Genomic DNA, 22,175 nt, shown 5'->3' with positions numbered 1-22,175 from the left:
ACCCCCGCGAGCAAACAGGATTGCTCGCAATGTTGCGCTGGTATGAACTTGGCAGCGGAAAGCGCTGGAGCTTCCGTGACCTCTTTTCGCTGTTCTCGTATCTGCTCGCAGGCCACCGCCACGAGACGCGGGAGTCTGACCTCATGCCATGCGCCTGGGCCGCGAAATTGTCCGTTGCGGACGAGCAGGCCGTCCGCAAGGCCAAGCCGTCGTCGAGGACATCCTCGGCTATCTTCGAGCTAGTTGCTGCCCAGTACCATCATGCGCTGTTCCACCTTTGGGACCGAGAGGCCGGGCCGTCTTTGCTTAAGGACATCAAGGAGCTTGGGCTTCAAGACAACAACACCGCAATGGGATTGCACTGGTTCTTGAGCTCCAGACGATCTCCTTACCTGCCTACTATGATCGAAGGGGTATTGGACAGCTTCTCGGGCCTTCTCGACCCAGCTCTCGCTTCCCCCGACACCACTGTCGAGGTCAGTCGCAATACGAACTACCGGCTCCGCGACATCGATACGCGCTTTAGCCGCTCAGTCGCCGAGGGCTTAGAGCATGTTCGCAAGTCACGAATCCTAACGGCGCTTGAGGTCGAGCTCCTGCGCCGACTGGCCGAGCTGGATACCTTTCTTTCTCGGCAGGATGTTCGAAAGAAGCGCCCCGCAACCGCGACTCGGATCCAAAGGATGGTGCGCGACTTCTCCTGCCGGCTGGTGCGTAGGTCAATCGGGGCTCGCACAATGACCGTTCTTGATGCCTCCGTCCTGCGTGAATTTCAGGCAGTCGTGGAAGACAAAAAAGACGACAGCCTGTTCGAAGTAGCACGTGAGATTGAGCTGTTGCTCAACAAAAACCAGGAGTTTGAGGTTTCCCTGACCACAACCTTTGGCCAGCCGCTTCCTCCTTCGAACGTGCAGGCATTGCTCGTCGTGCCGAGGCGGCATGTGCAGCCCGCTCACGCCGCCGCGGACGGGCGACCAGCGGCTCCATTGCGCTTTCTCGAGGTGGGAGAGGGTAATTCGGCGCAAGACGTTGCCTTGACCTATGACTTGTTCAAGGCGGTCAAGGATATCGAGCGAGGCATGTCCTATGCCTCACTCCCGCGTTCAGTTCTCGCGCTACTCGACACCACAGGAGCACGCCTCGCTGGCCCAATCGTACGGGATGTAAATGTTCTTCGTCGTGCCGAAATCCGGTTAGGCAGCGGCGTAACGATTGAGAAAAGGCGCTTAGGATTCGGTATGGTCGGCAGGAGCAACCGCCCATGAGCCTTGCGGACTTCCGGGACGCTCCTTGGGGCAAGTCGCATGCTGCTTATGGCAAAGGCGCGCTGGCAATGTCGCCAGCCCCAGAGTATGCGACGTCCGAAGTGGTCCTGTCATCACTCTATCGGGTGATCGGGCTGCCCGGGGTAAACGAGCGTTCCGTGCCCCCGCAAGGCACCAGGCTGCAAGCGCTGATCAGGAAAGCTCGCGAAAAGGCATCCAAACCGTCCAACGGCACGCTCGATCCGGACGCTTTTGACACTCTGCTGAACGCGGTACTCGAGAGTCCCAAACGGTCGAACCAGTCCGCCAAACGCTTCCTACAAGTGACTCCTCTAGTGCCACAGCTGGCCCTGTTTTCCGGCTCGCCCAGGCTAGCAGGTAACCCATGGACTCCTGGAATGCTGGTCCGACGAATGGTCTGGCTGGGTTCACGCAACCGGTCAGCAGCGGAAGCGACGTGGAGGTACTTGTTCGAAGCGCTTGCAGTCCGCGATGATGACGACATCTTCGCCCGGTTCCTTCAGTCGGAGGTGGAGGCATGGCTGCCGGAGCCCAACTGGAAATTCGTGCCGGCTCCGCCTGAAGCGATGCCGGACTGCCCTGACGTAGGCGGCGGGGCATTTCCTGCACGCCAGTTTGTACAAGATCTCAATTCAGTCATCGCAGCAAAGGACCTACTGACGCGGCGGCAGTGGACAAGCCTCCTTGAGGCCGTACTGCGCCTCGGAACGGTGGCACACGTTATATGGCTCTGCGAGAGCTATGCGGGATTTTGGGTGATACGGCCTGATCAGGCGGCGCGGTTTTTGGTGCCGTTTACGGCGACACCGTTGGTGAATCTGACACCTTCGATGACCATTGGCAACTGCTTCGCGCCCTTCAGGCGGCGCCATGTCTTTGCGGCGGCCTGAACGAGCTTGAAGACCATGAGCTTCGCGGTCTTCTGCGACAATGCTCCCTTGGTCCGCACGGTTCGATGCCTGACGGTGGCGAACACGCTCTCGATCGGATTGCCGGTGCGCAGGTGATCCCAGTGATCGGCGGGGAAACCGTAGAATGCCAGCAAGGCTTCGCGGTCTTTGGTGAGACAGGTCACGGCCTTCTCGTATTTGGCGCCGTATTTCTCGGCGAAGGTGTCGATGGCGGTTTCCGCCGCGGCGCGGGTTTCGGCCTGCCAGATCTCGCGCAGATCGGCCTTCACCGCCGGCTGCATGGATTTCGGGAACTTGTTCAGGACGTTAGCCGTCTTGTGAACCCATGTATGGATGCCCCCGTTCGTGCAAGAGGTTTCTGCTCGGCTCAAGCGCGTGATCGGGTGCGGTCATGTATCAGGCCTTGAGATGCGGCTCTGAACGGACCGCGGGCCAGTATGGAGATACGCGGATCGAGTGCACATCAACAGCGCGAGCTCGAGGCTCTTTGGGTTCAAATGCTTTTCTCGATCCCGATCTGACCGATCGTTTGCCCTTACCTTGCTGTCGACTTCCTCACACGCCCAACGGCCCGGCTGCCTCGGCTGATGTCGTCATCAGACCGCGGCGACCGGACCCCTGAAGTTCTCTCCCCGCGTCGACATCGCCCAGATCCCGCGCGCCATCTTATTGGCCAGCGCGATGGCGACGACCATGCGTGGCTTGCGGGCCAGCATGCGTGCGAGCCAACTGCCTTCCGGCGCGCCCTTCCTGACGGCCCAGCGGACCACCGACATCGCGCCGATGATCAGGAGACGCCGTATGTCGCGCTGCCCCATCTTGGACGTTCGTCCGAGGATCTGCTTCCCACCGGTCGATCGCTGGACAGGGACGAGCCCCGTCCAGGCTGCGAAGTCGCGTCCACGCCTGAACGTCTCCATCGGCGGGGCGAAGGTCTGGACCGCCATCGCAGTCAGCGGGCCCACGCCAGGCATGGTCATCAGTCGTGCGGTGTCTTCTTCCCGCGCCGCTTCGCGCTTCAGCACCTTGTCGAGATCCGCGATCCTGCCGGAGAGCAGTTCGATCTGCTCGAGATAGAGGCGCCCCAGCTCGATCACGAGCGTCTCGAGACGCGAGCCGGCTGCCTCCAGCGCGTCCGCCAGCACCTTGACATGAGCCGGCCCCTGCGGCGCTATGAGGCCGTGCTCGGCGAGGTGGCCCCGCAGTGCGTTGATGAGCTGCGTGCGCTGCTTGACGAGGAGGTCCCGCGTCCGGAAAGCCATCGCCTTCGCCTGCTGCGCCTCGGATTTGACCGCGACGAAGCGCATGGTCGGGCGACCCGCCGCCTCGGCTATCGCCTCTGCGTCGGCCGCGTCGTTCTTCTGCCGCTTGACGAACGGCTTGACGTAGATCGGCGGGATCAGGCGGACCTCGTGACCGAGCTCGCCGATCGCGCGGCCCCACTCGTGGGCCGTCGCACACGCTTCCATAGCAACGATGCAGCGCGGCTGCTTGGCAAAGAAGCCGAGAACCTGCGAGCGACCCAGCTTCTTGCGGAAGCCGACGCTACCGTCCGCTCGCGCGCCGTGCGCCTGGAAGACCCGCTTTGCGAGGTCAAGGCCGATGATGCTAATGTTGTCCATGGATGCTTCCTCCTCTCGTGAATGACCTGCAGATCACCACGTTGGCACATTGCGATGCCGTTGGGAGGGGGCATCCAATCCATCAACAGCGCTGATGATGCGTTCCCGGGAAGACCTCGTCGAGGGCCTTCCAGAACCCCATGCCGCCATCGCCCACGGCGATCTCGGGCGGCACCTTGAGGCCGCGGGCCTTGATGTCGACCAACAGTTCGCGCCAGCTCTGCGCGCTCTCGCGCATGCCGACCTGGAAGCCGACGAGCTCCTTCTTCCCCTCCGGCGTGGCGCCGAGAATGACCAGTATGCACTCGGCCTGCGGTTCCATGCGGGCCTGCAGATAGACACCGTCGGCCCAGATATAGACATACCGCCGGGCCGAGAGATCACGGCCCTGCCAGCGATCGTATTCCTGCTGCCAATCGCCCGTCAGACGGGAGATGACACCAGGCGACAGGTTCGGTGCATCTACCCCGAGCAACGCTGACAGCGCTTCCTGGAAATCGCCGGTGGAGATCCCGCGCAGATAGAGCACCGGCAGCAGGGCATCGAGGCTTTTCGACCGCCGGGCCCATTTCGGCAGGATGCTTGAGGTGAAGCGGACCTTCTTCTCCGCGGGCATATCGGTGGCCCGGTCGCGGACTTTCGGGCGGCGCACGTCGAGCGGACCGATGCCGGTCTGAATGCTGCGCTGTGGCCCATAACCATGCCGGACGATCCGTTGCCGGCCATCCGGCAAAGCCTCCTCGGCATATTGCTCCACAAAGGTATCGGCTTCGGCCCGAAGTGCCGCCGCAAGCATCCTGCGGGCGCCGTCACGGGCAATTTCTGTCAGAGGATCCGCAACAGATCCGGGCTGGTACAGCGGGGTAATCGTGATATCATCTTTCATAGGCGTATCGTTCCTTTTGGAAGTTCTGGCAGGCTTCAGCACCCGCCACGATACGCCACCTCCTCAAACTGCGTCACCCAGATTCGCGTATAGCTCGCTCTGCGAGGTGCACTCGCGCGTCTGGACGTGCCTTTCTGAAGCGCTGAATGGTGCTGGGCCAGAATCCGCCTCCCACGCCCGAGCACGCATGTTTCCTGATCGGTTTTCGTTTTTGCCGCTTTCAAACAAGCCGCTACCCGGAATCCGGGACAGCATCTCCCGCTACCTTACGGCCAGACTAGGAATCAATGCGACCCTTTGGGCTCTGGAGGAAGCCGGTGCGACGCCAGCCGATGTGCTAGGATCTGCCAATGGATTAGCAGAAGTATGCGACCAGATTCGGAGCTTTTGCACGGGCGCGCGCTCCTCGGACATCCGCGATACGGTCGATGATCTTGTAGACCGTGAGACCAGAACCCTCCTATGTCGCAAGGGCATAGGGTCGAACATAAACGAGTTTGTTACCTACAGCCTTCAACAGCGCCAGACAGCCAACCCACGCCTAAGAGGCTATGATCAGGGATTCTTGCTGCGCAAGCAAGGACCACACACAAACAGCCCATGGATTGTCTCGCCCGGCCCGGTAGCGACCATCGCCCTCGTTCATTGCGCGCTCTCTGGCGTCGCGGGTCCACGCTCGGTGCATAGGCTAGCGCAACACCTAGCCCAGTACGGCGTTGCGATGGACCATCGCGACATCCCCCAGAACGAGCTCGGCCACCAACTCCGGATGCTAGGGTTGGTTCTGGATAGCCCGGACGCTGAGAGCGGCATGCTGCTGGTCCCGCCGTTCCGCCAGAACACCACTAAAGGGGCCAATGAATGAATAAGTTAGCATCGGCATTGGCGGATCGCATCCGATCGCGGATCGGTGCTAGCGCAGCCGTCGAAGGCGCCCGCGAAATACGCCTGATATTCCTTGGGCCGCCGCACGAACTGATGTTTCAAGTTTTCGACGAGCTCACCAGGCAGGTGGATAGCTTAGCGTTGACAGACCTGCCGTTTCTCTTGCAAGTCCCGCGGGACGAGCTTCCGGAGGGCAATCCAGCCGTTGGGGTATCTGGCTGGTGCGACGAGGATCACCTACTTGATCTTCGCAACTTGCCAAGATCAGCGAGCTTCGTCGCGCTCATACCCCCTGGCGAGCACAGCATCCTGTCGGTTGGCAGTACCACAGACAAGTTCGGTGTTGCTGAAAACAACAACGGCGGGAATACGACTTTTGAAGCTTGGTGGGACGACAGCTTCGTCCAAAGCCTTGTGGTGCAAGCGTTATCCCAGGCAGGCGTACCCGACGCGCTTGTCGAGGATGGCAGGCGGCTAGTGGAGGCTGCAGCGCGGGCGGCCGACGAAGTAGAAGCCGGGACCTCACCACGCGAGGGCGCATGGCGGGTACTGTCCCGTCTGTTTTCCATCGATGCCGCCTCAGGACTCGAGCCTGGCGTAGCCATAAGCCTTGCATGCGGCTTCCCGCCGATGCGCACCGGCGTGCTTTCTGCCAGGGAACAGATCGGGACACTCAAGAGTATTGCCGAGGCAATGTCAGAGGGGTTTCGAAGGAGCGTCGAACGGCTGTCAGACGGCGCGAGCGATGAGGACCAGAGACATCTCGCGGCTTATCTGGAGCACGTCCGCTCAGTTTGTGAGGTTGCCACTACGTTCGAACGGGCAACGCCAGCCTACTATCGTCCCGCAGGACAACTTGCCTTGCCGGCGGCGCCTGATTGGTGGGTCGCTCTCGACGTCGAGAAATGGACTGAATTGCTGGCAGAGGGATCGCCTGACGGCGATCCTGACGGTGACATCGCCATGACCTGCAGCAACTCGCTGGCGGCGCTAGGCAAGTCCATACCCGTGATCGTGTCTGGTCAGGTAGATTTGCGGATAGAGACAAACGGCGGCGACCCGAACGGTAGCCGGATCGGGGTCAACCGTACGCCTGCGGCTGGCAATGGATTGATCGGGGACGTGGCCGCAGGCAGCGTCGACACCCTAACCGACCCGACGCCGCCAACCCATAAGCTGCCGCTGACCTACAGGGCGATGGCGCAGGGCTTCAAGCCCGCGTCAATCAAAGTTGTTTCGCTTGCCACGTGGCAACCAGGAATCGTCGTGGCCTGCCGAGTTGCCCGCAAGTGGACACCACCTCGCAAGCCCGCGAAGCGTGGCAGAGGCGCGGGAGCTGACTGGGAGGCAGGCCTCAGCGTACCGGGACCAGGGCGGTACGAGTTGCTCGTTTTTGTTTCTCCTGGCGTTACTATCGATGTGTCAGCCCATGTCTCGGCCGATCAGGGAGATGGAAATGCAAGCGCACCAACACTTGTCACCCTCCGTCAAGCAACGCCCGATATCTACCGGTCGGAAATCGAAGCCGACGGCAACTGTCAGCTTGACCTGCATTTCTCGCGCGTTGGGAAGGATGGCAAACTCGCGCGCGAGACCTGCCGCACATTCATCACTTGCGATGATGTCCCGGAGGTGGGCTGCCGGAGCGAGTTCGAACGCTTAATAAAGGTCAACCGGCGCCAGTTGGAAGGCTTCGATGCCAAGGCTGTTGTCACCGTTAACCGGGCCGTCAGAACGACGATGCTTCAAGACTGGATACTCTCCCCCGAATCGATCCGGTCCTCATACCAGCCAATCGTTCTGGCGGAAGACTATGGAGACCACTGGTCGCCGCCGAACTGGAACACCGGTAGCGGACCAATCCTCTCTCGCGGATCGTTCATTCAAGATTGCCGTCCGGCGCCAGTTGAATTCAATCCTCCAGCCGAGTTTCTGGAAGCCCGCGAGGAGATTGCGCAGCATATTCGCGGCGACGGAGACCAGTCGGGAGTGTTCGAGACTGCACGATTGGGCGAGTGGGCGCTGCGTGACGATCAGTTTGCATCGACAGTCGAAAAATATGTGGATGCCTACCATAGGTGGATCGCGTCAGATCCAGAGGTTGCTTGCTGGGCAGACGTCCTGGCAATATCGACTTTAGACGCCAGCGGGCGGAGCCTCGCGCGCGAGCCGGTCGCAATCTTGCTCTCGCCCATGCACCCACTGCGCGTAGGCTGGCATGTTACGGCCCAGCGCATCCTCGTCGAGGCGGACGAGGCTGGGAAACCTTGCCCAGCTGCAAGCGTCCTAGATCCTGATTGCGTGCCAGATATTCTGTCTCTCCACCTTCGGTCGCCCGCCGGTGTTGACCAGGTAAACTTTTTGGCGGTCGAGAACGGCACTGACTACTGGTCTGTTCTTTGGAACGGGCGAGAGCTCGAGAAACTGCCGGAGCGCTCGCTGGCAGCACCATTCGGCGATGTCTTCGGCATCAAAGTCGGGGGAATCTCTGTTGATGGATTGGATGCCCCCTCCCAACGGCATCGCAATGTGCCAACGTGGTGATCTGCAGGTCATTCACGAGAGGAGGAAGCATCCATGGACAACATTAGCATCATCGGCCTTGACCTCGCAAAGCGGGTCTTCCAGGCGCACGGCGCGCGAGCGGACGGTAGCGTCGGCTTCCGCAAGAAGCTGGGTCGCTCGCAGGTTCTCGGCTTCTTTGCCAAGCAGCCGCGCTGCATCGTTGCTATGGAAGCGTGTGCGACGGCCCACGAGTGGGGCCGCGCGATCGGCGAGCTCGGTCACGAGGTCCGCCTGATCCCGCCGATCTACGTCAAGCCGTTCGTCAAGCGGCAGAAGAACGACGCGGCCGACGCAGAGGCGATAGCCGAGGCGGCGGGTCGCCCGACCATGCGCTTCGTCGCGGTCAAATCCGAGGCGCAGCAGGCGAAGGCGATGGCTTTCCGGACGCGGGACCTCCTCGTCAAGCAGCGCACGCAGCTCATCAACGCACTGCGGGGCCACCTCGCCGAGCACGGCCTCATAGCGCCGCAGGGGCCGGCTCATGTCAAGGTGCTGGCGGACGCGCTGGAGGCAGCCGGCTCGCGTCTCGAGACGCTCGTGATCGAGCTGGGGCGCCTCTATCTCGAGCAGATCGAACTGCTCTCCGGCAGGATCGCGGATCTCGACAAGGTGCTGAAGCGCGAAGCGGCGCGGGAAGAAGACACCGCACGACTGATGACCATGCCTGGCGTGGGCCCGCTGACTGCGATGGCGGTCCAGACCTTCGCCCCGCCGATGGAGACGTTCAGGCGTGGACGCGACTTCGCAGCCTGGACGGGGCTCGTCCCTGTCCAGCGATCGACCGGTGGGAAGCAGATCCTCGGACGAACGTCCAAGATGGGGCAGCGCGACATACGGCGTCTCCTGATCATCGGCGCGATGTCGGTGGTCCGCTGGGCCGTCAGGAAGGGCGCGCCGGAAGGCAGTTGGCTCGCACGCATGCTGGCCCGCAAGCCACGCATGGTCGTCGCCATCGCGCTGGCCAATAAGATGGCGCGCGGGATCTGGGCGATGTCGACGCGGGGAGAGAACTTCAGGGGTCCGGTCGCCGCGGTCTGATGACGACATCAGCCGAGGCAGCCGGGCCGTTGGGCGTGTGAGGAAGTCGACAGCAAGGTAAGGGCAAACGATCGGTCAGATCGGGATCGAGAAAAGCATTTGAACCCAAAGAGCCTCGAGCTCGCGCTGTTGATGTGCACTCGATCCGCGTATCTCCATACTGGCCCGCGGTCCGTTCAGAGCCGCATCTCAAGGCCTGATACATGACCGCACCCGATCACGCGCTTGAGCCGAGCAGAAACCTCTTGCACGAACGGGGGCATCCATACATGGGTTCAGTGCCGCGCAAGTCATGCGCGCCCTCGACGACGTGTCCGACTTGCTTTCGGCGAAGCCTGTCGTAGCAGTTGCAGTCTCGAGCGCGGGCGGAACTACGGACGCGTGCAATGAAGGGCTGGTGGAATGGTGTACCTCGCGGTTTCAGGAGGATTCCCGGAGGCCAAGGAGTAGGTCCGTCGGCCCCAGGTTCGTAGAGGTGTTTGACGACCGCCCGCATGGTTCACGGCCAGATGAGGCGACGCTCTCGAACCTGTCGGAGGACACCGGCAATAGTGTCCGGTGGTATTCCGGCCAACCCGCGGGCGCAGTACCGGACCTTGGCATCATCGCCCAGTTGGATATGTCTGAGCCCCGTTCAGAAAGCATGGACGGCCGTACGCCTCTCAGCGCTGGGGGGATGATCAGGCATCGCGTCAGAAGGCAACTGCCGGGTGCGTTCCTCGCCGAGTCTCGCCAGTCGACTACATCCGAACCCACTGGCGATATTCTGCTCGACAAGGTTGCGGCCCTGCTTTCCGCGGTGGAGAACCTAGGGTCACTCCGTACGGGCTTGCAGTTCGCGCCAAACGTTCACGAGATCCAGCATATGCTCAGGGAGCGCCGTACCGACTTCGTCGCGGTGTCATCGGCGGCAATCGACCCAGCTTGCTTCCTCGGTGGCTGGCTCGACGGTGCCTATCTTTGGGACTTCGACCTACCATCTTATTCCCATAGAGCGGGTGACACGAATGGCTACTACCTTTTGTCCCAGGTTACCGACGCGGACCGGGACTCGCTGTCGCTCGCTCTTGCGCGGCTGCCTGGCTGCGACCAACTGGACCCGGAGAAAGTGCAGGACGTCCTTTTGGAGGTCGCGCGGCGCGGTATCCCGACCATAAAGGGCCTCGCGGGCGACGACAGCGGGGCAACGGGGGACCTCGGAATATTCGTGGGCGTGCGTCTCCTTCAGGACCGCTTCCGAGGCGACCATCACATAGGCGACGGACTTTTGCCTGTAATTGGGGGAACGGCCGAGGACGCCACTATTGCGATTGTCGTGCCCGTCGATCCGTTTCGCGGCTACATTGGGGACCTTTGCCGAGCTCTCGGAAAGGAACGGGGCGACCTAACGCAACTTCGGCCAGACCTTGTCGTTGTTGGCATCGATCTCTCGGGTGGAAATGTCCGGGTTAAGATCACGCCGATCGAAGTCAAGTGCCGGCCAACTTCCCGTTTCAGCGCCAACGAGGCAGTCGAGGCGCTCGATCAAGCAAAAGCGCTGTCACACCTCCTGTCCGCAATGCAGCGCCACGACGAACAGCCTCGGCTGTGGGCCATTGCTTACCAGCACTTGCTTCTTTCGATGATCGGTTTTGGGCTGCGCGTGTACAGTCAACATCCTGACGTCGTCGGCCACACTGCACGATGGTCCGAGTTCCACGAGCGAATTGCCCGCGCAATCCTCGACGGAAGCAACTGCGTGGAGGTCGATACTCGCGGGCGACTGATCATTCTGGACGACAACCCCTCGAGCAAGCCGCAGGACTTCGACAACGATGGCTTTGAGGAGACCATAGTAATCGGTCGCGGGGACGCCGGTGAGGTAGTGGCTGGCGACCCGGCTGCGTTCTACGATACGGTTCGAGCGCGTCTGGACGACTGGCAGCTAATGCCAGGCTCAGGGCCCGAAGCTGAAACTCGGGCCACCGCAGATGCTCCCGAGGAGGCAGCGCCTGCCGGGGTTCCAGATCAGGTTGGGGTGACTAGTGAGGATCTCGAGGTCATGCCTTCGCCCGCCCAACCATTGCGCGGAGAAGGCGACCAACGCCCCCCAGAGCCCGTGAGCAAGGGTGTCATACTTGATGTCGGGAAGACGATCGATGGCTTTCGCCCCCGCGACCTCGAGCTGAACATATCGGACACTCGCCTCAACCAGCTCAACATCGGTGTAGTGGGCGACCTCGGCACTGGCAAAACACAGCTGCTGAAATCCCTGATCGCCCAAATCGCGTCGTCGGGTCCAGAGAACCGCGGGCATCCACCGAGATTCCTCATCTTCGACTACAAGCGGGACTACAGTAGCGACGACTTTGTCGCCGCCACTGGCGCCCGCGTCGTCCGGCCGCACCGCATACCCCTGAACCTATTCGACACTCGTACTAGCGGCGACGTCCCTGCACCGTGGTTTGATCGGTTCCGGTTCTTTGCCGATGTGCTCGGAAAGATCTATTCTGGGATTGGCACTGTGCAGCGTGACAAGCTGAAGCGTGCGGTCAAGGAAGCCTATGATGGAGCAGCTCCGGGCATTCCACCTACACTGCGCGAGGTGCACACCGCCTACCACGAAATTGTCGACGGTAAGCCCGACTCCCCGATGTCGATCATCGGCGACATGCTCGACATGGAGATTTTCGAGGAAGATCAATCAAAAACTGTACAGTTCGACACTTTCCTCGACGGAGTCGTCGTTATCGCGCTTGATGCTCTTGGTCAGGACGACCACAGCAAAAATATGCTCGTCGCCGTACTGCTGAACATGTTCTATGAGAACATGCTCCGGACCCCAAAGCGGCCCTTTCTTGGTAAGGATCCGCAGCTGCGAGCAATCGATTCCTACTTACTTGTCGACGAAGCAGACAACATCATGCGCTATGAGTTTGACGTGCTGAGAAAGCTACTGCTTCAGGGGCGTGAATTCGGGACCGGCGTCATCTTGGCCTCCCAGTATCTTCGGCATTTCAAGTCTGGTGGCACCGACTACCGGGAGCCACTGCTTACTTGGTTCATTCATAAAGTACCTAACATAACGACCGCCGAACTGTCGGCTTTGGGCCTAACGGCTACCGCGGCCGAAATGGCGGAGCGCATAAAGGGCCTGGGAAACCACCAATGCCTCTACAAGTCTTTCGATGGCCCAGGCGAATTCATAAGGGGCTACCCATTCTTCGAGCACATACGGACCCGGGAAGCTGCTGAGCAGTAGGAAGACGCGGTGGTCGATTTCCTGAGCCCTTCGGAGCGATCGGAGCGCATGTCGCGGATCCGCTCGTCGAACACTGCGCCGGAAGTTGCGCTACGTCGCGCTATGCACGCCCTCGGCTTCAGGTTCAGGCTTCACAGCAAGGGCTTGCCAGGCAAGCCTGATATCGTCCTGCCGCGCTATAAGACTGTCATCTTCGTCCACGGCTGTTTCTGGCACCGCCATCGAGGCTGCAAGGTCGCCACCACGCCAAAGACCAATACTGAGTTTTGGGTAGAGAAGTTCGACCGAAATGTTGTGCGCGATGCGCGGACTAGGGAACAGCTCGAAAGGTCATGCCCAAGTTGAACAGTTGAATTGGACGAAGCGGGAACATTTTTCCGTAAGCCATTGATGTTATTGAGGTGGGGTCGGTGGGCGTCAGTTTGTGTGGTGCTAAATAATGTAAGAATAGGCGTTTCATTGCTTGACGAATGGAGGTTTCTGAGATGCTAATTCGGCATGTTCGTGCGCGAGAAGACCATCAATGGCTACACCTACATCTACCTTGTGGAGAATGTCCGCGAGGGTGGCCGCACGAAGCAGCGCATCATCCGCAATCTCGGACGCAAGGAAACGGTTCTCGCCAGCAAGGATCTCGATCGCCTGGCCGCCTCGGTCGGACGGTTCACGGAACGGGCCATGGTCCTGGATGCCATCAACAACGGTGATGTGGCGCGATACGAAGCTCGTCGCATCGGCGGGCCGCTGCTCTTCGGGCGCCTGTGGCAGCAACTCGGCATCGATCAGGTGATCGCTGATCAGCTTGGGGAACGCGGCTTCGAATTCCCGGTGGAGCGGGCCGTGTTCACCGCGACGCTGCACCGTCTGTTCGTCTCCGGCTCGGATCGCGACTGCGCGTCCTGGATGCAGGATTACGACATTCCCGGTGCCGACGATCTGTCGCTGCACCATTTCTATCGGGCCATGGCCTGGCTCGGAGAAGATCTGCCAAAGGACGAGCAGAAGGATGCGACGCCCTTTTCGCCGCGTACCGTCAAGGACGTGATCGAGGAGGCGCTGTTTGCGCGCCGGCGCGACCTGTTTACCGATCTCTCCATCGTCTTCATGGACACGACCTCCCTGTCCTTCCACGGCGAAGGCGGCGAGACGCTGGGGGCACGGGGCTATTCCAAGGACCATCGCCCTGATCTCAACCAGATGATCCTCGCCGTCATCGTCGATGCCGATGGCCGCCCGGTCTGCACCGAGATGATGCCAGGTAACACCGCCGATGTCGCCATCCTGCTGCCGATCGTGCAGCGGCTGCGCAGCCGTTTCGGTATCACCCGAGCCTGCATCGTGGCGGATCGGGGCATGATCTCGCAGGCCACGATCACGGCGCTAGAGGAACAGGGTCTGGAATATGTGTTGGGTGTGCGCGAGCGCACCGACGCACGCATGCGCCGGGTTCTCGACGATCCGCAACCCCTCACGCCGCTCCTCGTCGAGCGCAGCCAGGGCGAGACGCAGCTCTTCGCCAAGGAGGTCGTCGTCGACGGGGTCCGCTACATCGTCTGCCGCAACGAGGCGCAGGCCGAGAAGGACCGCGAGGACCGCCAGGCCATCATCGCTGCCCTCGATACGCAGTTGAAGAAGGGCGACAAGGCCCTCGTCGGCAACTCCGCCTACAGGCGTTATCTCAACACCACGACGCGTGATGCCTTCGAGATCGATGCCGGCAAGATCGCCGAGGAAGCCCGCTATGACGGGATCTTCGTCCTGCGCACCAACGCGAGGATTTCTCCGCTTCAGGCGATGCTGCGCTACCGGGACCTGCTCACCGTCGAGACGCTGTTTCGTGTCGCCAAGGCGACGCTCTCGACACGTCCGATCTTCCATTCATCCGATGCCGCCATCCGCGGCCACGTCTTCTGCTCCTTCCTCGCCCTGATGCTGCACAAGGAGCTGTTCGACCGCTGCACCGAAGCCGGGATCAAACCCGAGTGGCGCCCGCTCCTGCGTGATCTCGACCGCCTGCAGAGCGGCAAAATCGAAAAGGACGGACGCAGCATTGCCATCCGTACCCCGGTAAGCGGTCAGGTCGGGCCGGTATTCCGCGCCGTCGGCGTGGCGCTGCCGCCGAACATCGCCGAAACCGAAGCTGCTTGACCGCACGACCCTCCGACCGTGGTGCTAAAAGCGCGAAGGCGCCCCCTATCCCATTGAAAATTCATAATTATCGGAAATCAGGTGTTTAAGTTGGGTTAGGATGGAGGGTAATCGTCGTCTGGGAGTGCGAGTTGAGGTCCGCAAATCAGGTGGCTGGGGCTGTGCGCAGAGTCGCGGATGAAATTTGCCGGTAGCGTCCAAGGAGCTGGTGTAATTTCAGTGCCGTCAACGGTGTGATCCTGGGTGGCCATCGAGGTGTATGGTCGAGGTGGAGTTTGCTGACTTCAACCCCGGACCACATGGAGACCCCGATGACCAAGACGAACATGGACCTGTCCGAACTTCTGGCCAAGCACGATCAGGGAGACTTTCTGCGCAGCGTTGCCGAGGCCGTCCTGCAGCTGATCATGGAGGCGGATGTCGAAGGCCTGATCGGCGCTGGCAAGCACGAGCGCAGCGGCGAACGCACGACGTGGCGTAACGGGTATCGAGAGCGCGCTCTCGATACCCGTCTGGGCACGCTGAACCTGCGGGTTCCCAAGCTGCGTCAAGGCAGTTACTTCCCGGGCTTTCTCGAAGCGCGCAAGACCTCGGAACAGGCGCTGGTGGCCGTCATCCAGGAGGCGTGGATCAGTGGTGTCTCGACCCGTCGCGTCGATGAGCTGGTGCAGGCCATGGGGCTGAGCGGCATTTCGAAGAGCACGGTGTCGAAGCTGTGCAAGGACATCGACGAACGTGTCGGCGAGTTCCTGAACCGCCCGCTCACCGGCGAATGGCCCTATCTCTGGCTCGACGCCACCTATCTGAAGGTGCGCCAGGGCGGACGGATCGTACCAGTCGCCGCAATAATCGCCGTGGCCGCCAACACCGAGGGACGCCGTGAGATCATCGGCCTCGGTATCGGCCCGTCCGAGGCCGAGACATTCTGGACCGAGTTCCTTCGATCCCTGCGCGTTCGCGGCCTGGGGGGCGTCAGACTGGTCATCAGCGACGCGCATACAGGCCTCAAAGCCGCCATCGCCCGGGTCTTCGAAGCAACCTGGCAACGCTGTCGCGTCCACTGGATGCGCAACGCCCTGGCCCATGTCTCGCGTGGTCAGCATACTGTCGTCGCCGCTGCCATCCGACAGGCCTTCGATCAACCCGACCGCACCCATGCCGGCGAAACCTGGCGCAAGGTCGCAGAGCAACTGCGCCCGCGCTGGCCAAAACTGGCCGATCTCATGGATGCCAGCGAGCACGACGTGCTGGCCTACATGTCATTCCCGCGCCAGCATCGCACCAAACTGCACAGCACGAACCCAATTGAACGTCTGAACAAGGAGGTCAAGCGACGCGCCGACGTCGTCGGGATCTTCCCCAATGAAGCATCCATCATGCGTTTGATCGGCGCCGTGCTCTTCGAGCAGAATGACGAATGGCAGACATCAAGCCGCTACATGATGGTCGAGGCATTCGCACAGATCGACAAGGAAGAGATCGATCCCATCCTCAGCATAACCACAAAAGCCGCCTGATCATGACCTCAGGCCATCCAGAAAATTACACCAGCTTGACGGACGCGACCAATTTGCCCTGAACGATTCGTGGGAGCTCCGCCGGGAAACTAAGCCGTATCCATCTGAATGGCCCCTGAACCCCAGGCCTCGGCTAGGCGCGGGCTGCTCGCTGCTCCCACCAGTCCAATGGAAACGGTTCCAACATCCGTGCTAGCCGCCTTTATGCATCGCAGCCTGATCATGGGCGCGTGTCGCCGGGTGGTTGGATTTTTCGAGAAGCCGGCGCAGGGTGACCCGCCCCGCCGCTTTTCGGTGGTGGAGATGGTGTAAGGGGCGGGGTTTGCAGGTTGCGGTCGCGGGGTTCAAAAGGGGCGCCAACGTCCCCGGTGGCTACATGGCGAGACGTGGTATCCGGCTCAGCACGATGCGCAGGATCGCATGGTCGGGACATGATGTCGGCAGATGCAGGCAGATCCGCGTCTTCATTTCGACCACGCGGGCGGCGATCTTGATGAGGCGCACACGCAAGGTGTCGAACTGCGCCAGGCGCAAGGCCGCACGTTTCGGCATCGCCGCACGCAGCCCCCACATGAGCCAGTAGGCCCCCGCATGCAGGAACAGCCGGAACTGGTTTGCCGTCGCCTTGCTGCACGAGGTGCGGTCGGCGGCGAGATGGGTCTTCCAGGACTTGATGTGGTTCTCGGCCATGCCGCGACGGCAATAGACGCGCTCATACAAGGTCCTGGCGCGTCCACCCGGGAGATTGGTCACGATGAAGCGCGTGTCGCAACCCTGCGACCCGACCTCGACACGCGCGATGATCCGCTCGGTACGGCTCCAGCTCGCCGCCCCGTCATGGAATTCCTTGAAGCGTCTGACCTTGGTCTGTGTCTTTGCCCTCTCGAAGCGCCGGGTCGTGCTGGCCTCGACAGTTGCCACGCGTTTGCGCAGCGTGCTGGTGGTCGCCACGCCGAAGATGAAGGCAATGCCGTTCGCCCGGCACCAGTCGAGCACCTCGGGAGCGCATGTTTGGATGCCCCCTTTGATGCAAGGATTTTTTTGCCTGTCTGAGCGCGTGATCGGGTGCGGTCATGTTTCAGGCCTCACAAGTGCGGCTTTCGCACGCCGCGGGCCGGGATGGTGATACGCGGATCAGGTACCAAATCAATAGGGCGAGCTCGAGGCTCGTTGCACTCCACTGGTTTACCCGACCCGGATCTGATCGATCATTTGCCCATTCAGGTCATTGCCCTCCTCACATCCCCGAGGCTCCGACAGCCGCGTTCAGCAGATCGCGCCGGTCGGATCCCTGTAATCAGTCTCGCCGGCGAGCATGGCCCAGATCATACGCGCCATTTTGTTCGCCAGTGCGATGGCGACCAGTTTGCGTGGTTTGCGTGCGAGCATGCGCGATAACCACGATCCCGGTCGGCCACCGTGCCGGCCCCTCCAATGCACGACAGACATGGCGCCGATGATCAGCAGGCGTCGAATATCGCGCTGACCCATCTTGGAAGTGCGACCAAGCTTTTGCTTGCCACCGGAGGAGTGCTGTCGTGGAACGAGGCCAAGCCACGCCGCAAAATCGCGCCCACGGCGGAATTCCCGCATCTCCGGTGCAAAGGATGCGATCGCCAGGGCGCAGACCGGGCCGATTCCCGGCATCGTCTGCAGCCGGCGTGCTGTGCTGTTTTCCCTGGCTGCAGTTGCGATCCGCTTATCGAGCTTGTCGATCTCGTCGCTGATTTGAGCAATCTGATCGAGGTAAAGCCGCCCGAGATCGCGAACCAGGTCCGGAAGCGTGTCCTGATCGAGGCAGGCAGCAAAGCGAGCGATATTGCCAACGCCTTGACCGATTATGATGCCGTGCTCAGCAAGATGCCCGCGTAGGGCGTTCACCAGACGGGTTCGCTGGCCGACCAGCAGATCCCGGGTGCGGAACAACATTGCCCGTGCCTGTTGGTCCGCCGTCTTCACCGCCACGGTACGCATGGTCGGACGCTGCGCAGCTTCGGCCACGGCCTCAGCATCAGCGGCATCGTTCTTTTGCCGCTTGACGAATGGCTTCACGTAAATGGGCGGGATCAGCCGCACTTCATGACCCAGACGGGAGAGCTCACGACCCCAATAGTGCGCCGTTGCGCATGCCTCCATCGCCACCACACAAGGCGGCAGCGACGCCATGAACTTCGCAAACTGCGCCCGTGACAGCTTCTTGCGGAACAGCACCTGTCCATCGGCCGCTGCCCCATGAACCTGGAGAACCTGCTTTGCCAGGTCGACGCCAACGATGCTAATCTCACCCATGGATGCCTCCTCCTTCTGTGATGACTTCAGCATCACCATTTTGGCACATTGCGATGCCGTCGGGTGGGGGCATCCACTCCATCAATAGTGACTGTCACCCCTGATCAGGATCCGGGTATGGGGCCAGTGCCGGCGGATTGACCGGACGAAACGACCCTCGTCATCGAACACCACGATCGGCTGGAAGCCGTATGCATCGTGATGCGCGTTGAACAGCCGCAATTGCTGCTCCCCGTGAACGGTATCGAAGGTGTCGTCGATATCGAGCACGATCTGCGACGGCACTGTCCGGAACGAGCGGCAATACAGGCCGATCATGGCATGACCCATGGCCAGAAGCATGCGCCGGTCGGGCCGGTTCTCCAGGCGGCAGATTGTTGATTGGGAAGCAAGATCCTCATCACAGGGAAGTCTGCCCCCGGCCATCTTGAAGAGGGGATCGGTCCGCAGGCGGGAGGCGTCATTGGCATCTTCATAGCCGGCGGCGATCATGCCCATCCGGAAGCCGATCATCTCGTCGAGCCTGTGGGAGATCATATCGGGGCGCCGCGGATCATCGATACATGCAGCCAGCGTCGCGGCAACACGCAAGCGCTTGTCCACCTCCGCCAGAGCGATCAGGCCGCTATCCGATGACAGGCTGCCGCCGTCAAACCGGGCGACGATGGCCTTGCCATTCACGGGTGACAAACCCTCCAGCGGCAGCGTAGGATCATTCATGGCGGATGTGGCCTCCGTGAAACTGCAAGATTCGGCGTTAGCACCCAAATCTTACGCTATTTCAACGGCTTGCGCTACATCCGCCAGACCTCCGTGCATAATGCGGGCTAAGATATCTAACGCTTGAATTAGTCTGACTATGCCCAGCAAGAGACGACCGACATCACCGATCCCTCCGCTCAACTGGCTGCGCGCTTTCGAGGCTGCGGCCAGACACGTGAGTTTCAAAATGGCTGCGCAGGAGCTGAACGTGACGCCGGCGGCGATCAGTCAGCAGATCAAGCTCCTGGAGGATTATTTCGACATCAAGCTGTTCGAACGCAGGGCGCGTTCTCTGGCACTCACTCGGATCGGCGCGTTGAGCGCGCCACTTCTTTCAAAGGCATTGCTCGATATCAGCCGCGCCTGCGAAGTGATTGCCCATGATACCCGGCGTGACTGGCTCGTGGTCACCGCGCCATTGTCGTTTTGTATGAAGTGGTTGGTGCCGCGTCTGGAGCGTTTCCAGGAACGTTATCCCGATATCGAGGTCCGTATCGATGCGACGGACGAACTCCTTGATCTTCGTCATGGCCAGGCTGATATCGGAATACGCTATGGCAAGGGAAACTATCCGGGCCTGCATGTGACACCGCTCATGAGTGGCGCATACCACGCTGTGGTGAGCCCGAGATTGTTACAAAAGCGCGACGGCCTGGATGACATCTCACAGTTGCAGAACTTCGCGCTGATTCATACCGATTGGAGAGGTGGCCGAGACGCGGTACCGAATTGGAGTATGTGGTTGCAGGCGGCCGGGATTCGCCATCCGCATGCGGAAAGGGGGCACCACTTCGCGAACGAGATGATGGCGATTGAAGCGGCGATATCCGAGCTCGGAATCGCTCTCGTCAGCCGGGCGAATGTCGAGGAAGATCTGGCCGCCGGCCGTCTCGTTTCAGTCCTCGACAATCATCACATGAAGCAGGCCGACTTCCGCTATTTCCTCGTTCGAGGCCCGGTCAGCAATGACCCCGTCAATGTCGACATTCTTCATGCCTGGATTTGTGCGGAAGCCGGAGCGGCGGAAGGATAGGCCGCTGCGGCAGTGCCGGAGCGGTGGACATGGCCACCCTTGTTGCTGTGACCCCCAAAGCCCATCCGGCGGTTGAACGCCTCGGCATTGCCATTCTGCATGGGCTTGCCGGGTCGATGTAGTGCCACTTCACCTGCGCCTTGCTGGCCCAGTCCAGGATCGCGTTCGAGGTGAACTCGGTGCCGTTGTCCGACACGATCACCCCGGGCTTCCCGCGCCGCTCGATCAACGCTGTCAGTTCGCGCACCACCCTTCGGTCCGAGATCGAGGTGTCGACGATCAACGCGAGACACTCCTTCGTGACGTCGTCCAGCACATGGAGGATCCGGAAGCGGCGTCCATCGGCGAACTGGTCCTGCATGAAATCCACCGACCATCGGGCGTTGGCCACGCCTCGGTGACAAGCGGCGCGCGGGTGCCGAGGGCGCGCTTGCGGCCCCGCCATCGCCGGACTGCCAGACCCTCCTCGCGGTAGAGCCTCTGGGTGCGCTTGCGGTTCATCACATGGCCGTCGCGACTCAGGATCACATGCAGCCGCCGATAGCCGAACCGCCGGTGCTTCTCGGCGTATTGCGCAAGGCTTCGCGCAGCCCGGCGTCATCGGGTCGCCTGTGTCGATACCGCACCGACGATCGATCCACGCCCGGGACTGAACACGCCCGCCGTTCGCTCATCTCGTAATGCTCCTTGAGATAGGCGACCGCTTCACGACTCCCGGCGGGCGTCACCACTTTTTTGAAAGCAGATCCTTCAACGCCGTGTTGTCGCGCATCGTCTCGGCCAAGAGCCGCTTCAGCTTCGCGTTCTCGTCCTCAAGCGCCTTCAGCCTCTTGGCTTCCGAAGGCTCCATTCCCCCGAACTTCGCCTTCCAGGCGTAGAACGTGGCGCTGCTGATCCCATGCCGGCGGCACAGGTCCGTGATCTTCGCTCCGCTCTCCTGCTCCCGCAGGATCGCGATGATCTGCTCCTTGGTGAATCTCGATCGCTTCATGTCCGGTCCTCTGGTTGGGCCGGACTCGAGCATCAGATGGACGAGTTATCGGGGGTCACAGCAATTGCATACCCTGGTCCGCCTTGACGTGCTCGGGGACTCGAAAATTCGAGATGTTGTCAGAGATCGTATAACGCCCGCCAGGCATCGGCACGCAGATGTGCCCGGGCCCTGTTTTTCGATGACGATGCCGCAATGCTCTAAGCGGCGACAGCCGGGGCCGGCGCCGCCTTGGGAATGTCGCGCGGCGCGCGATCTCCGGCGAGCTACCCGGGGGTCTCCTGATGGTCTTCGTCGCGTCCATCGCTCTCGCGGTGAACGCCACGGTTCTCAAGCTCCTCAGCCGATATCGCGACGGCGAAGTCCATCTCCGGGCGACATGGATCTTCACCCGTGCGGATCTCGTCGCCAACATGGCCGTGATCGTTTCCGGTGTCGCCGTTCTCGTTACTGAGATCCGCGCGCTTGATCTTATCGTCGGCGCAGGGATCGGGATTTACGTCATTCGCGAGGCCTTCGAAATACTGTCCGAGGCGCGGAAGTCCCGCGCGGCCGCACACCGTTCGTGATCGGTCCCGCACCCGAATTGCCTCGAACAGCCACCGCCGCAGATCGTTGCGCGCCAGCGAGACCCGGACGAAGGCGGGCCGATGGTCATGTGCTGCAGCCGATTTCAGCGACTGGCTGTCGACTATGCCCGCTTCGGGTGGGCCATCGCGCCCTTCGGCCTCACGCAGCGTCAGATAAAGCATCGCGTGAATCCGATCGAGCGTGCCATCGTGGCGCCAGATATCGAAACACGCCCAGACCGTGCTGCGCCGCGTAAAAAACCCTGGGCAGATGCCGCCACCGACAGCCGATCTCCAGAACGTAAAGGAGACCTTGCAAAACCGCCGGGATATCCACGCTCCGGCGACGGCCTCCCCGACGTGCCGGCGGGACAAGCGGCTCGATCAGGCCTCATTCCGCATCCGTCAGATCACGCGGATACTCTCAAGGCG

Annotated in this window: 12 protein-coding genes and 5 pseudogenes; 9 read left to right on the top strand and 8 right to left on the bottom strand. The window is 61.3% G+C overall.

The genetic code is table 11. From position 1 onward, the window contains the following. The first annotated feature begins 29 nt into the window (after positions 1–29). Positions 30–1,265, top strand: a complete 1,236-nt coding sequence (locus GA0071312_RS20220) for a hypothetical protein (RefSeq protein ID WP_238947074.1) — start codon at positions 30–32, stop codon at positions 1,263–1,265. 790 nt (positions 1,266–2,055) lie between these two features. Here the strand turns inward: GA0071312_RS20220 and GA0071312_RS03090 are convergent. From GA0071312_RS03090 to GA0071312_RS03080, 3 genes and pseudogenes are all read right to left on the bottom strand, one after another. Further along, positions 2,056–2,523, bottom strand: a pseudogene (locus tag GA0071312_RS03090) (transposase); the annotation flags it as partial. Positions 2,524–2,793: 270 nt separating this feature from the next. Continuing rightward, on the bottom strand, positions 2,794–3,819 hold the full coding sequence (locus tag GA0071312_RS03085; RefSeq protein WP_074443356.1) for an IS110 family RNA-guided transposase: 1,026 nt from the start codon (positions 3,817–3,819) through the stop codon (positions 2,794–2,796). Positions 3,820–3,904: 85 nt separating this feature from the next. Beyond that, positions 3,905–4,705, bottom strand: a pseudogene (locus tag GA0071312_RS03080) (IS256 family transposase); the annotation flags it as partial. 861 nt (positions 4,706–5,566) lie between these two features. On the opposite strand from GA0071312_RS03080, the gene GA0071312_RS03070 reads away from it, so the two are divergent. The 6 genes from GA0071312_RS03070 to GA0071312_RS03045 all read left to right on the top strand — a co-directional run bounded on the left by GA0071312_RS03070 (position 5,567) and on the right by GA0071312_RS03045 (position 16,099). After that, on the top strand, positions 5,567–8,134 hold the full coding sequence (locus tag GA0071312_RS03070) for a hypothetical protein (RefSeq protein ID WP_238947073.1): 2,568 nt from the start codon (positions 5,567–5,569) through the stop codon (positions 8,132–8,134). Between the two features lie 33 nt (positions 8,135–8,167). Beyond that, a complete protein-coding gene (locus GA0071312_RS03065) occupies positions 8,168–9,193 on the top strand; it encodes an IS110 family RNA-guided transposase (RefSeq protein WP_074443356.1) in 1,026 nt (341 codons plus the stop codon). Positions 9,194–9,668: 475 nt separating this feature from the next. Further along, complete coding sequence (locus GA0071312_RS03060) at positions 9,669–12,434, top strand: hypothetical protein (protein ID WP_238947072.1); 2,766 nt, start codon at positions 9,669–9,671, stop codon at positions 12,432–12,434. A 9-nt stretch (positions 12,435–12,443) separates the two neighbouring features. Further along, positions 12,444–12,779: a very short patch repair endonuclease gene (locus GA0071312_RS03055; RefSeq protein WP_476707470.1), complete on the top strand. Its 336-nt coding sequence runs from the start codon at positions 12,444–12,446 to the stop codon at positions 12,777–12,779. A gap of 153 nt (positions 12,780–12,932) precedes the next feature. Further along, the gene (locus tag GA0071312_RS03050) at positions 12,933–14,582 is read left to right on the top strand and encodes an IS1634 family transposase (protein ID WP_074443290.1); all 1,650 of its coding nucleotides are present in this window, start codon (positions 12,933–12,935) and stop codon (positions 14,580–14,582) included. Positions 14,583–14,893: 311 nt separating this feature from the next. After that, entirely contained in the window at positions 14,894–16,099 is a 1,206-nt protein-coding gene (locus GA0071312_RS03045; RefSeq protein WP_074444054.1) for an IS256 family transposase, read from the top strand. A 372-nt stretch (positions 16,100–16,471) separates the two neighbouring features. Here GA0071312_RS03045 and GA0071312_RS03040 read toward each other — a convergent pair. The 3 genes and pseudogenes from GA0071312_RS03040 to GA0071312_RS03030 all read right to left on the bottom strand — a co-directional run. Then, positions 16,472–17,101, bottom strand: a pseudogene (locus tag GA0071312_RS03040) (transposase); the annotation flags it as partial. 264 nt (positions 17,102–17,365) lie between these two features. After that, entirely contained in the window at positions 17,366–18,388 is a 1,023-nt protein-coding gene (locus GA0071312_RS03035) for an IS110 family RNA-guided transposase (protein WP_074444170.1), read from the bottom strand. An 84-nt stretch (positions 18,389–18,472) separates the two neighbouring features. After that, a pseudogene (locus tag GA0071312_RS03030) lies at positions 18,473–19,108 on the bottom strand (transposase); the annotation flags it as partial. A 139-nt stretch (positions 19,109–19,247) separates the two neighbouring features. Between GA0071312_RS03030 and GA0071312_RS03025 the strand changes: the two are divergent. Then, positions 19,248–20,183, top strand: a complete 936-nt coding sequence (locus GA0071312_RS03025) for a LysR substrate-binding domain-containing protein (RefSeq protein ID WP_074443563.1) — start codon at positions 19,248–19,250, stop codon at positions 20,181–20,183. Between the two features lie 62 nt (positions 20,184–20,245). Here the strand turns inward: GA0071312_RS03025 and GA0071312_RS19530 are convergent. After that, positions 20,246–21,174 (bottom strand): annotated as a pseudogene (locus tag GA0071312_RS19530) (IS3 family transposase); the annotation flags it as partial. A 284-nt stretch (positions 21,175–21,458) separates the two neighbouring features. Between GA0071312_RS19530 and GA0071312_RS20540 the strand changes: the two are divergent. Continuing rightward, the gene (locus GA0071312_RS20540) at positions 21,459–21,743 is read left to right on the top strand and encodes a cation efflux transmembrane domain-containing protein (protein WP_074443559.1); all 285 of its coding nucleotides are present in this window, start codon (positions 21,459–21,461) and stop codon (positions 21,741–21,743) included. A gap of 160 nt (positions 21,744–21,903) precedes the next feature. Here the strand turns inward: GA0071312_RS20540 and GA0071312_RS20535 are convergent, their stop codons facing one another. After that, positions 21,904–22,128, bottom strand: coding sequence for a transposase (locus GA0071312_RS20535; protein WP_420819956.1), 225 nt, complete (start codon positions 22,126–22,128; stop codon positions 21,904–21,906). Positions 22,129–22,175 lie beyond the last annotated feature (47 nt).

The sequence above is a fragment of the Saliniramus fredricksonii genome (assembly GCF_900094735.1).
Classification (GTDB): Bacteria; Pseudomonadota; Alphaproteobacteria; order Rhizobiales; family Beijerinckiaceae; genus Saliniramus; species Saliniramus fredricksonii.
Note: the sequence above shows the minus strand (reverse complement) of the source record. Positions and strands in the feature narration are given on the sequence as shown.